A 12,612-nucleotide genomic window follows, 5' to 3' on the forward strand; every position below is an offset into this window, starting at 1 on the left:
TTTTGCAGCGCAACATCATAACTGTAAAACGCTTTTATTCGTGATCTATACCTTGTAATCGCCGAAAACGCTAACCCAGAATCCATCACTAAAATAGTTTGCTTGTTATCTGTTTTATCAGGGTCAAACTGGCCATCAGAAAAAGATATAATACTTGGTTCACAATCTGGGTGAGGCGAGGCTAATGCACAGTCTATTTGTTCTGACTCAAACCAGTCTATCCATTTTTGATTAAACTCATCAACTTGAGTTTTAAGTTTTTCTATAATTTGTTTTTGTGTTAAAGACGCAGTAACTGTAATGTAAACTTTAGCTTGTGAGGCTTTTGATCCATCGGTTATTGAATAGCTAAATTGAGCTTCTCCACTAAAACCAATTTCTGGTACAAATTGTATTTCATTATTACTAATTGTTGGTATGCCCCCTTCTATTACAGTTACGCCTGTAATCGTCAACGGATCATTTTCAGGATCATTATCATTATTCAATACATCTATATTCACTTGTTGGTCTTGTAATAAAGTGACAACATCATCAACAGCAATGGGAGCTTGATTAACAGGCTTAGGTTTAACAACAGGTTTTTCTTTATCACTGCCCCCTCCACAACCAATTAACAGTGATAGCATTAGAATGCTGTTTGTAAATTTTATAACCGGTTTCATAAATACTTCCTTTTGCATCAGCAAATTTATTTTTACGTTTTGAGTACTTTATTTTTAATATTTGTATTACTTTAAATTTTGAAACTCAATTTTACTAACAATTTACATCGTATATACGATACAAAAAACAGTCCCTAATTAGAACACGAAAATATGACGTTTTGAATAAGACATAAGCACAATACTATTATTTTTTATTATCGTATTGTGCTTATAGGTGTAAGTAATTGAAATAAAAGTTAAATAGGCATTATATTTTCACAAATCACTCTAAGTAACCTAAACGGTATGCTTCATGTTGGCGGTGCTTCAGGGGATCTTGAATTCGACATCTGTTATTAAATTCTGGATAAAAACTGCAGCCTTCAGGAGTTAAGCTATTTAACAGTTTATTGACTGTATTTTGATCCATCGTTTCATTTTGAAATAACGTATTTTTTAAGTAAATGATATGAGATAAAGCCACCGGAGCAGCCCAAGATGGAAAAATATAAGATTCAATGGCAGAGCCTATGCCACTCAAACCAAAAGTTAACTTAGGTGTACTATTAAACACAGTACCAAAAGAAAATCTTTCAACACCAAAATTCACATAATAATCAGTCCAATCACGCTCTCTAAACCAATCATCCGCATTATTAACCGGTTTAACAGCGTCTACTTTGCCATCAATTGGTAATAATGTATCTTCTGCATTAGTGGTATATGGTAATACTTTTACTCTATTTTTAAACTCCATTGCTTCTAATGGAAAATTCTGTTCATTTAACCCATAATCTAAAGCTTGTACGCTTATCACTCCGTCGGTTGCATGTATAGCCTTATACAAAGGAGACAGTGTATTCACTAACAAATGTGCATTTTGATCTGATAACCCCCCTGTACATTGTGCATTCAACCAATTAATTTTAACTGCTTTAACGCTATGACCTGCCGACATATTAATAAAACCAACTTGGTACTTTTTCAAAATATTGTTTCTGAAATCTATTGCTACTTTCTCGCTAATTTCAGTGAGTTCTTCTGTCGCAATATTACACAATAAATCAGGATGACTTTGCAGGAGATCATCACCAAATTCAACTAAAACAAAATTAGCTTGCGGATTAGTTTCCATTAAGTAAGGTAATACACTTGCAGAATGTGAAGCATAACTTTCTCCAGTTCTATAATCAAAACCATCATCCGTATCCATTTCTTTCATTATTGGTGCTAATAGATTAAACCAAGATGCTGATACAAAAGCAGGTGATTGATTACCTTGTTCATCTGTAAACTTAAAATTATCTATTTCAGATAATACTTTATCACCTATATTTGAAATGCTAATGCTTGGGTTATAATCAGTAAATTTTTGTGCTTCAGGGTTATATTTTAATAATGCTTTAATACGGCTGCGATAACGTATATTAGCTTGATAATTAAAGCCATAATCTAATACAAGTATTGTTTGCTCAGCTAATGTTTTTTCCGCAATAAATTGCCTATCGTTAAATGCAACATCTTTAAAGTCACACATAGCAGTGCCTAATTTTGGCTCTTTATCTTGGCAATTTATGCCTTGCTCATTTATGTCGGCAATTGTAGTAGTGATATTGTTATCAACTTGTGTTTTGAGCATCACTACTTTATCGCTAGTCGACAATACTTTAACATCCACAATCGCTTGTGATGTCTGTTTTGAACCATCTGAAATGGTATAAATAAACTGTGCAGCACCAGTAAATCCAGGCTCTGCTATAAATAATATCTTATTATTGTTAATAGAGGGAGTACCACCGTTAATAGCGGTAACAGCTGTAATGGTTAATTGGTCTTTATCAGTGTCGGTATCATTGGCTAATACATCTATGGTTATTTGTTGATCTTTGAATATAGCGGCAACATCATCAATAGCAATGGGAGCTTGATTAACAGGCTTAGGTTTAACAACAGGTTTTTCTTTATCACTGCCCCCTCCGCCACAACCAATTAACAGTGATAGCATTAGAATGCTGTTTGTAAATTTTATAACCGGTTTCATAAATATTTCCTTTTGCATTTGCAATTTCATTTTGATAATTAAAAAGTGACGTTTTGAATAAGACATAAGCACAATACAATAATGACTAATTATTGTATTGTGCTTATTAAGTATAAGTGACTGAAATAGTCAAATAATGATAATTTATTCTAAATAACCTAAACGGTATACTTCATGCTGTCGGTGTAATAAAGGGTCTTGCATTTTACATTTGCCGTAATAATCAGCAATATCCCAGTTACTATAACTACATAACTCAGGGGTCATTTTTGCTTTTATCTGTTCGATAATATTATTATCTAATGGTTCGTCTACAAAATGTGTATTTTTAATATTAATCGCCCAAGATAAAGCCACAGGTGTTGCCCAGGAGGGTTGCATATTGCTAATTGGTAAATAGTTTAGTCCTAATGGATGAGTATTCATTACAGGAGTGTCATTAAATGGAAAAGGTCTAGTCTCTATAATACCAAAATTGATAAATAGATCGATCCACTGTTTTGAATTATCACGATTTGCATAAAGTTCTGGTGGTGCCTCGTTCTCAACGATACCATTGAGAGTCAGTTTAGAGTCTAGCGTAGTGAAATCACCGATCAATAATCTGTTATGATAACTTTTGTCAATATCTAATGCATTGTTAGTCATCGTCATATTAATCTGGCTGCTCTGAAGCGAAAATACATTATCAGAATTCATTAATATTTCATAAAAAGGCCTTAACGCTCCCAATAATGCTTGTAGTGTTTCTTCATTAGGTAAATCTTTTTTACAATATTTAGTCCAACGTGATTTAACCGTATTTAAGGTATGACCAGCTGAATAATTTATATAATCAATACTCTGATCATTGATAATGTCAGCTTTAAATTTATCTGCAATAGTTGCAATATATTGCCTTAGCCTTACTAAGTTTGACTCAGTTTGATCCATTTCAATGATCTCTGGTTGACAAAATAACTCTGTTTTTTGTTTGTAAAAATCAGGTATTGGTGCAATAACGAGTTCCGCTTTAGGGTTATGTTCTAACAAATACAGAAATGGCATTTTACCGTGATCTAAATATTGAGTATAATTATCTTGTGCAGGATATAGTCTTTCTATATCCGGTTTTAGTTGTGCTAACCACGCTGCAGGAATAAACACTTTTTTATTATCTTTATCAGAAAATTGATCTATCTGCTGTAGTGTTTCTTTTATAATTTTAGGCAAATTATATTGAGGATCATAACTTCCCTGTTCAGCCTGTTGATAAAAGCCACTATCTAATTGTGTAAATGCGGCTTTTACTCGACTTCGATAACGAACTGTGGCTGAAAACTCAAAGCCCTCATCCAAAATCAAAATGGTCTGCATTGGATCCATTTTAGTTGCATCGAATTGACCGTCTGAAAATTTAACTAAAACAAGTTCACATTGTGGTTGCTCTGGGTAAGTTACACAATCTATTGCTTGTTCATTGATGTTTGCAATGGTATCTGCAATAAAACTATCAACCTGTGCTTTTAGCTCTGTCATTTTATCCGCAGGCGATAAAGAAATAGTAATATTCACACTTGCATTTGCTGTTTTTGAACCATCTGAAATGGTATAGCTAAACTGTGCAGCACCGGTAAATCCAGGTTCTGCTATAAATAAAACTTTATTATTGTTAATAGAGGGAGTACCACCTTTAATAGCGGTAACGGCTGTAATGCTCAACTCATCTTTATCAGCATCAGTATCATTGGCTAATACATCTATATCAATTTGTTGATCTTTAAATAAATTGGCTGCATCATCGCTAGCAACAGGTGCTTGGTTAACAATTGGCTCAGGCTTAGTACCACCACTACCACTACCACTACCACAAGCTAGTAGTTGAGTCATTAGCATACAACCTATCAATTTGGTCGAAACATACATCATATTCATTTCCTTTGTTTAAATAGATTATTTTTATAAATCCTGATAATTATTTTAATTGTACCTTTTAAAATGTATATTTAAAGAGATAAAAAGTTGTAGAAATAAACCACAACCTTAAAAAATAATGCAATAGAAGATAAACCCTATCTAAATTACTCTAAATATCTCAAACGATATACTTCATGTTGACGATGCAACAAAGGATCTTGTAGCTTACAAGTACCATTATAATCCCTATAATACGACCACCCCTGATATGAACAATTATTAGGCGTCATTTTATTTTTCATCTCTATGATTAAATCATTAGTTAAACCTTTATCTATAAATATTGTATTTTTAAGATGGATCGCTCGCGATAATGCTACCGGAGCTGCCCACGAAGGCTGCATAGAAGAAATAGGCAAAGAATTAAGGCCCAATGGGTGGGTATTCATTAAGGGTGTTTCATTATAAGGAAATGGTCTCACCTCAATAATGCCAAAATTAATAAATATATCTATCCAGCGTTTTGAATTGTTTCTGTTATAGAGTAATTCAGGAGGACGCTTCCAATAACTGAAAGCACCATCTTCAGGCAATTCTGAATCTAAAATTGTAAAATCACCAACTAACATTCTGTTCTTATAATTTTTATCTATATCTAATACATTATTTGTTGTCGTCATATTTACATCACTGGCCTGAAAAGCAAATACGCCTTCTGAATTAAATAATACATCATAAAAAGGCCTTATTGTATTGAGTAACGCTTTTAATGTTTGATTACTCGGCAAATTGGTTTTACAAAACTTATTCCAATCTGACTTAACTGTATTTAATGTATAACCACCTGAATAATTGATATAATTAATATTTTGACCATTGATCACTTCAGTTTTAAAGGCATCTGCAGCCTCAAAAATATGCTGTTCTAGTCTGACTAGATTAGTGCTTTGTTGATCTTCCTCAATTTTATCCGGTTGACAAAATAATGTGTGTTTTTGTTTAAAAAAATCAGGAGCTGATGCTATAACTAATTCAGCTTTGGGATTATGTTCTAATAAATAAAGAAGCGGCATTTTACCATGATCTAAATATTGGCTATAATTATCAGAAGCAGGATACAAACGTTCCATCTCAGGTTTTAATTGCGATAACCATAAAGCCGGAATAAATGTTTCATTACTATTTTCATCTGTAAATTGATCTATTTCCCTTAGTGTATTTATAGCTAAAAGAGGTAAATTGAATTCGGGATCATAATCTCCTTGCTCCGCCTGATGATAAAAACCATCATTCATTTGTTCATAGGCCGCTTTAATTCTGCTACGATATCGTACAGTAGAAGAAAACTCTAATCCATCATCTAAAATCAAGATAGTTTGATTTGGATCTAATTTAGCAGGGTTAAATCTACCATCAGAAAAACGAATTGCTTCTTTTTCACATTGAAACGAGTTAATTCCTGTGTTATCACAATTTAACTCTTTTAGTTCGATAACTTTGTCTGTAACCCAGCTGGCTACTTTCTGTTTTAGATATTGTAAATCATTTTGTGCATTTACTGAGGTGGAAACACCCCATAACATGCATGAACAACAAACCAGTTTAGTGAATTTTAATTTTAGCATTATTATCCCTTAATATATGTTTTTAGTTGTTTGTTATCACTTGAGCAACCATTTCAGATGCTTTTTCCCTGCCATGTATTTTTAATAAAGGAAAAAATACTGCGTTATCATATCGTTGCACTAACTCAGTTGACATGTCATCCTTATAACCTAGTTCAAATAATAAATATTCAATGTTATTTGGATCAGTAAGTTCATTTATCTCAGCTTGATTTATAGCAATATCAAGAAGGCTATCAAGATCGTATTCTCGCCCTTGCTGTATAGTCAGCCCTTGTTGTACTTGTTGATCCAATTGTTCAGCTAGTTGAGTTGTTACTTCATATACAACTGAACTATCACCTTCTCTTGTCGTCTCAGCTAACATTTTTATTGCATATACTCTAGCTAACGCTTGATCTTCCGCAAAGTTAACTTTGGTTAATTCAAAATTTAACAAGATTGATTTAGCCATATCTAATTTTTCAGGATCTTGTAACAATTCTTGCAGTTCTTTACGCTGTAGTGACTGCCCATTAAAATAGCTACTCATGGCATGCATACGTTTAAATGATTTATTCAAAACAACTTCTATCTTATCTTGCTTATTTATATTATCGATTGGATGTTCATGTGCTAATTTTTCTAAAAATTCTCTATCATTTTTTACTAATATGTTTTCAATAACAGGTTCTGAAGTATCAGTTATTTTTTCTAAGTGCGGTTTAACTGCAACTTCAGAAGGAGTTAAAGACATACTCCATTGATTATAAATAAAGAGACTAATAGTTATTGTAAATATAAGTAAAGTGATTAATTTGATCCTGAAAGTCACTGTTATTTCCTTAAAATTATGGTGATTTTAAAAGTTGAATTTGCAATAAATATACGATTTTAACTCTCAGTAAATGGGCAAACAGCATCTATAAAATTATTGCGATCTATGATGGGATAATAATGGTTATGCCAGCCCCAGTTATAAGCTTGATAGCTAATTAAATTATTTTTAAAAGCATAATTTAATTCACTATAACCTGTAGCAGCAATTCCGAAACATTTCCCTTTGGATGATATTGCCTTTTTAAAATTTTCCAAGTTCATACTCGAACTAAGTATCGAGATTTTTTCACTTTCTGATATATTAAAAGAATAATTTTCATACTCTAAAAAATTCACTTTATCAAATGCTAATACTGATAGCGTCATACTTATTAAAGTGGTAAATAAAAAAAATTTCATATGATATCCTTATTAATTTGATAGGATAAAACAGGAATATTATTTTAAATAATCCTGTTTATCAATTAACGACAAAGAGAGGTTATCGGCGTATTGCAATTTTTCCTAATTCAGAAGCTAACTGATTTTGCCATACGATATCACCAACATAGATACCTTCAGCTACTATGATATGATTAGCATCATCTGAGCCATTAGTTTCAAAATTATAAACATCATCATAAGTCACTTCACGTGTGATATTAACAATTTCAACTTCATTTTGTGTTGCTGCACTAATAAAGCTATCACTAGCTGTTACATCTTTTGCTGCAATCATTTCACCTGAACTTAATAACATACCATGATGTTGTGTTACTTTTAATTGCGTACCATTTTCTAAATTAAAAACATATAGTTCAAGCTTTTCAGCACCACTTGTGATAGATTTAAGACCAAAATTTTGCGTAGTTAATGTAGATAAAGTAGCATCAGAAGTTAAACCTACTAAACGATCATGTTTTTCAATATCTTTAGCTGCAACAGTACCTTTAGTACCTAGTTCTTTTAACCATACAGAAATATCAGTATTAGCCTCAAAACACCCACATTTACAAATTGCATCAACCAAATCATTTCTTGTCACAACAGGATAATAACCATTTTCCAGACCCCAAGTATAAGATCTATTAGTGATCAAATTTTTACTTAAAGCATAATCTAATTCCCCTTTACAATATGCAGGAGAACGGCCACCAACACAGCGTGATTTATCTTTATTACCTAATATTTCAAATTGGGCTTGATCCATAGGAGCTGCAAACGTGTTAGTTGAAAAAAAACACACTAAGCTCAGTAAGACTACTTTTAAACTTTTCATTAATGTTCCTTATTTATTAAAATAATATGTTGTTATATCAAACCAGAATTTCAGCTTAATAAAAATTTAAATATTGGTGCTAAAAGCACCTGTTTTACTACGTTATTTCATATTACCTAAATATAAAGGTTGAGTAATCTCACTTAAATATTTAGTCAATATAGAAATTCATTTAAAGTAATGAATTATTTTCACACTGCATTACTTTATAAAATCAAGGTCATACTCATATTTATTAGGCACTTTACTGAATTTGATCTTCATATATTAAAAGCGCCTGTTTATATATTTAATCAAACTTAGATATCAGTTTCACATCAGAAAAAGTGTGATAACCATATACTAAAATATGCCAAGTTCCTGATACTGGATTATTAATCTGACATGAATCATTGCTACCAACATCTTCAGAGGCACAATCATAACTATTTTGTTGCGCTCGATTGCCGTGTTTAATATATAAATCTGCATCACCGTTATTACCTAATATGCTAATTTTTAAGCTATTCTGGCCTGATGGAACATATAGTTTAAAGTGTTGCTCAGATCCGGTATCACCACTAAGTGGCGGAAACTCATCGAAAGCACACACGGCAGCCACTCTATCATTCCTATCGATTACCGGATAAAAACCATTAGATAACCCCCAGTCATAAGCCCGTGAAGTGATTATATTTTTACTTAATGCATAATCGAGTTCTTGGTTAGCACGTGTCTTTCCTATCCCTGCGATACATCTTTGTGTATCCTTTCCAGCTTTAGCTTTAAATACTGATAAATCCATAATTGCATTTATACTGACTTCATCATTGTTATATTCGATACTAAGTGGAGGAAAGGCATCAAAAGCACACACCGCACCGACTCTATCATTTCTATCTATAACTGGATAAAAACCTTCATTGATCCCCCAGTTATATGCACCTCTCGTGATTATATTTTGACTTAATGCATAATCTAAGTATCGCTTAGGAAAAATTATTGCTCCTCCCATACATCGTCTCTGGTCCCTTCCTGCGAGAGACTGATAGGTAGATACATTCATAGGCCCAGTAATACTGACTTCATCATTGTTATACTCAGTACTGATATTTTCGTTAACATATTCATTTGCATTTGCCATAAAAGCTGCACTACAAAACAATCCTATCAATGTTGTTGCTAATTTTTTTATCTTAAACATACCAATTACTTCCAATTTTTATTGAATTAAAACTTCACTTTAAGCTTTACGTCAGAAAATTTGCTATAGCCATGTACTAAAATATGCCAAGTACCCGCAGTTGGATTATTGACTTGGCATGAATCATTACTGCCTATATTTTCTGAGGCACAATCATTTAAAAATGGTAATGGTTGAGTACCCTGTTTTATATAAAGATCTGCATCACCATTATTACCTGAAAGCTCGACTTTTAAGCTTTGTATACCCGATGGTATAAAAATTTTAAAGCGCAGATCTGAGTTAATATCACCACTTACGGGAGTAAAATCTGAAGACTTACAAACTGCATTTAACCGATTATTTCTATCTATTACTGGGTAATAATAATTTTCTTTACCCCAATCATATGCAGCTCGGGTAAAAAGGTTTTGATTTAACCCATAAGTTAATTCACCATAGGCTCGAAGATCAGTAACACCTCCTACACACCTGATATTCCGACTATCTACAAGTGCAATATATTTGTAGCGCTCTAAATCAATCGGTGCATTAATATTGATATCTTCAGTATTTTCTCCATTATTAGCAGTTGCAGTAAAGGCAGCGCTAGATAGCAATCCAATTAACGCTAGTTTTAGTATATTAATTTTAAATAGGTTCATATTGTTCATTCTTGTTTAACAACACCTGATTTAAACAATATCCATCAGGTGTTTATGCTATATATTAATTACATTGTGCGAAAACTTGAGCTGTCGCATCAAAATCGATTATTAGTTAGCAGTTAAAGTAACATTACTAAATGCTTGATAGCCGTAAACTGAGATATGCCAAGTCCCGGCTTTAGGATTATTGATAATACAAGTTTCACTGTTGCCTTGAGTTTCAGAAGCACAGTCGCTATCAAATGGTAAAGGTGTAATACCATGTTTAATATAAAGATCTGCGTCACCCGAGCCACCTGTTAACTTAACTGTTAACTTTGCCGTGCCTGCAGGAACATCATAGGTATAAGCAGAGTCTGAATTTTTAGCACCGCTTAAAGTCACTTTTAAACCATCACCAGGAGCGCCCTCGCCTTCGGTATAAACTAACCGATTAGGTGAACCTGTTTTAGGATCTGAAACCACATTAGGTGTTGCATCAGCTGCAAGTTTATTCGCAATTTGTGCTGGAGAAAGGTTCGCGTTTTCATCTAAATATAATGCAACAGCACCGGCAACATGAGGAGCAGCCATTGAAGTACCGCTTATAGTATTTGTTGCATTATTGCCACCGATCCAAGCTGACTTTATATTTGATCCTGGAGCAAAGATATCTAAACAATTACCATAATTTGAAAACCCTGAGCGTGCATCAGTATTTGTAGTTGAACCAACTGTAATTGCTAATGGTTCACTCGCAGGAGATTTATTACATGCATTGCCTCTATCGTTACCAGCAGCGACAACAAATGCGATACCTTTATTTACAGCACCCGCAACTGCTGAGTTAAGAACCGTTGATTTTCCGCCACCTAAGCTCATATTGGCAACCGAAGCTCCCCTTGCATTATTTGCAACCCACTCAATACCATCAACCACACCTGACGTTGAACCTGAACCTGTACAATTTAATACACGTACACCAACAATATTTGCATTTTTTGCAACACCATAAGTTGAACCAGCAATTGTTCCAGCAACATGAGTACCGTGACCATTACAGTCAGATGCATCTTTATCATGATCGATGAAATCATAACCACTGCTAATGCGTCCTGTAAATTCTGAATGCGTTAAGTTAACACCTGTATCAATGACATAAGCTGTTACACCCGTACCAAGCTTTGTAGGTGCATAAGTATTATCAAGTGGTAGATTTCGTTGATCTATTCTGTCTAAACCCCAAGTTGGGTTATTTTGCGCAGTCCCACTAACAGGATTAACTGTAATAACACTATCTTGTTCAATGTAATCAACACTTGGATGTGTCAATAAAGCTTTTATTTGATTTTTATTTGCAGTAACTAATGCGCCTTGCAAAGCAGTTGTATATTGACTTTGCACTTTAATATTGAATTGATTACTCAAATTATTTGTTGTTGTTGTTGTAAAGTTTTGAAGCTCAACTTGGTTGTTTAATATACTTAAACTTGGCGCCTTATATACAACAATATATCTATCTTTTATTGCCAGATCTTCTGAAGCTGAATGATAATCTGCAATATCACCTGCTGTAGCAGTTCCGATACATCCTGATATAGCCAAAGCAAGTAGTTTTTTTGATAACATTTTTTTATCCTTAAGTTAGAGGTTTATATTCCAAAATACTTCGATGTTAAATCCATTAACAACCACCTATAAGTAAAAATATCTTTAATATTTTGTACCCAATGTTAATACAGAAATATGCTAGACTAGAACTTTTAAAAGTCAACTCTAATTTATGAATCACCATAAAATCATTACTAACAACGCGTAGATAACAACCTAAGCCTTTGTATAAAATGAAGAAATAATTTCATATTTTTTTATTTATTATTACCTTGAAACAAACAAATAAGCTCATATAAATTAATGAGAAGAACTTTAAAAATAAAACTTTTAAATGAGATAACTTTATAAACGAAAAAGCCCAACTCGCTGAGTTGGGCTTTATTCTTAAAATATATTGAGTGTAAATCGATCACGTTTTTGTTGTTTTTTTAATACCAATAGTCAAACAATATGAAATTTAAATATGGGATTATTATCTTTTTTTAACAGCCGATTTATCCATATTTTACTTTCACATATGAACCTCTAAAAACACAAAAAGCGAGACATTGCTGTATCGTGTTTCTTTTAATTTGAAAACCTTGAGTCTGTCGATACACCCATTATTAAAAAATAGGTTTAAATGCCAGAAACTAAAAAGCCCAACTCAATGAGTTGGGCTTTTTACTATTATACGAGTTTGACTTGCTTGGCAGTACAAAATTTCTAAAATACAAAAACGAAAAAACCCGACACATTGCTGTATCGGGTTTCTCTTATTAGGAGCCTGGCGATGTCCTACTTTCACATGGGAAACCCCACACTATCATCGGCGCTGTTTCGTTTCACTACTGAGTTCGGCATGGAGTCAGGTGGGTCCAAAACGCTATTGTCACCAAGCAAATTCTTTTCATCTTGCTTTGT

10 protein-coding genes and 1 rRNA gene are annotated in these 12,612 nt (G+C 33.1%); all 11 read right to left on the reverse strand.

What is annotated here, in order from left to right; translation table 11 throughout:
- Positions 1-665: Ig-like domain-containing protein (locus BM088_RS26030; RefSeq protein WP_177208188.1), on the reverse strand; the 665-nt coding region annotated here is incomplete at its 3' end.
- A gap of 265 nt (positions 666-930) precedes the next feature.
- Positions 931-2,688 carry an Ig-like domain-containing protein gene (locus BM088_RS26035; RefSeq protein WP_091991741.1) on the reverse strand — a complete coding sequence of 586 codons (1,758 nt, stop codon included), beginning with the start codon at positions 2,686-2,688 and terminating at the stop codon, positions 931-933.
- Between the two features lie 144 nt (positions 2,689-2,832).
- Complete coding sequence (locus tag BM088_RS26040; protein WP_143085164.1) at positions 2,833-4,557, reverse strand: Ig-like domain-containing protein; 1,725 nt, start codon at positions 4,555-4,557, stop codon at positions 2,833-2,835.
- 191 nt (positions 4,558-4,748) lie between these two features.
- Complete coding sequence (locus tag BM088_RS26045) at positions 4,749-6,209, reverse strand: hypothetical protein (protein WP_091991744.1); 1,461 nt, start codon at positions 6,207-6,209, stop codon at positions 4,749-4,751.
- 22 nt (positions 6,210-6,231) lie between these two features.
- Positions 6,232-6,945 (reverse strand): hypothetical protein, encoded by a 714-nt coding sequence (locus BM088_RS26050; RefSeq protein WP_091991746.1) that lies wholly within the window; start codon positions 6,943-6,945, stop codon positions 6,232-6,234.
- Positions 6,946-7,082: 137 nt separating this feature from the next.
- Positions 7,083-7,427 (reverse strand): hypothetical protein, encoded by a 345-nt coding sequence (locus BM088_RS26055; protein WP_091991748.1) that lies wholly within the window; start codon positions 7,425-7,427, stop codon positions 7,083-7,085.
- Between the two features lie 82 nt (positions 7,428-7,509).
- Positions 7,510-8,286: a Hint domain-containing protein gene (locus tag BM088_RS26060; protein ID WP_091991750.1), complete on the reverse strand. Its 777-nt coding sequence runs from the start codon at positions 8,284-8,286 to the stop codon at positions 7,510-7,512.
- A gap of 289 nt (positions 8,287-8,575) precedes the next feature.
- Positions 8,576-9,469, reverse strand: coding sequence for a PPC domain-containing protein (locus BM088_RS26065; RefSeq protein WP_091991752.1), 894 nt, complete (start codon positions 9,467-9,469; stop codon positions 8,576-8,578).
- A gap of 26 nt (positions 9,470-9,495) precedes the next feature.
- Complete coding sequence (locus BM088_RS26070; RefSeq protein WP_177208189.1) at positions 9,496-10,113, reverse strand: PPC domain-containing protein; 618 nt, start codon at positions 10,111-10,113, stop codon at positions 9,496-9,498.
- Between the two features lie 111 nt (positions 10,114-10,224).
- Positions 10,225-11,724, reverse strand: coding sequence for a S8 family serine peptidase (locus BM088_RS26075; RefSeq protein ID WP_091991756.1), 1,500 nt, complete (start codon positions 11,722-11,724; stop codon positions 10,225-10,227).
- Between the two features lie 749 nt (positions 11,725-12,473).
- Positions 12,474-12,588, reverse strand: a 5S ribosomal RNA gene (gene rrf / locus BM088_RS26080).
- Positions 12,589-12,612 lie beyond the last annotated feature (24 nt).

It is taken from the genome of Pseudoalteromonas denitrificans DSM 6059 (assembly GCF_900112265.1).
Taxonomy (GTDB): domain Bacteria; phylum Pseudomonadota; class Gammaproteobacteria; order Enterobacterales; family Alteromonadaceae; genus Pseudoalteromonas; species Pseudoalteromonas denitrificans.

Coding starts and splice junctions, on each gene's coding strand:
- BM088_RS26055 (WP_091991748.1), bottom strand. CDS start 7,427: ATGAAATTTTTTTTATTTACCACTTTAATAAGTATGACGCTATCAGTA.
- BM088_RS26040 (WP_143085164.1), bottom strand. CDS start 4,557: ATGACTCAACTACTAGCTTGTGGTAGTGGTAGTGGTAGTGGTGGTACT.
- BM088_RS26065 (WP_091991752.1), bottom strand. CDS start 9,469: ATGTTTAAGATAAAAAAATTAGCAACAACATTGATAGGATTGTTTTGT.
- BM088_RS26045 (WP_091991744.1), bottom strand. CDS start 6,209: ATGCTAAAATTAAAATTCACTAAACTGGTTTGTTGTTCATGCATGTTA.
- BM088_RS26070 (WP_177208189.1), bottom strand. CDS start 10,113: ATGAACCTATTTAAAATTAATATACTAAAACTAGCGTTAATTGGATTG.
- BM088_RS26060 (WP_091991750.1), bottom strand. CDS start 8,286: ATGAAAAGTTTAAAAGTAGTCTTACTGAGCTTAGTGTGTTTTTTTTCA.
- BM088_RS26035 (WP_091991741.1), bottom strand. CDS start 2,688: ATGAAACCGGTTATAAAATTTACAAACAGCATTCTAATGCTATCACTG.
- BM088_RS26050 (WP_091991746.1), bottom strand. CDS start 6,945: ATGTCTTTAACTCCTTCTGAAGTTGCAGTTAAACCGCACTTAGAAAAA.
- BM088_RS26075 (WP_091991756.1), bottom strand. CDS start 11,724: ATGTTATCAAAAAAACTACTTGCTTTGGCTATATCAGGATGTATCGGA.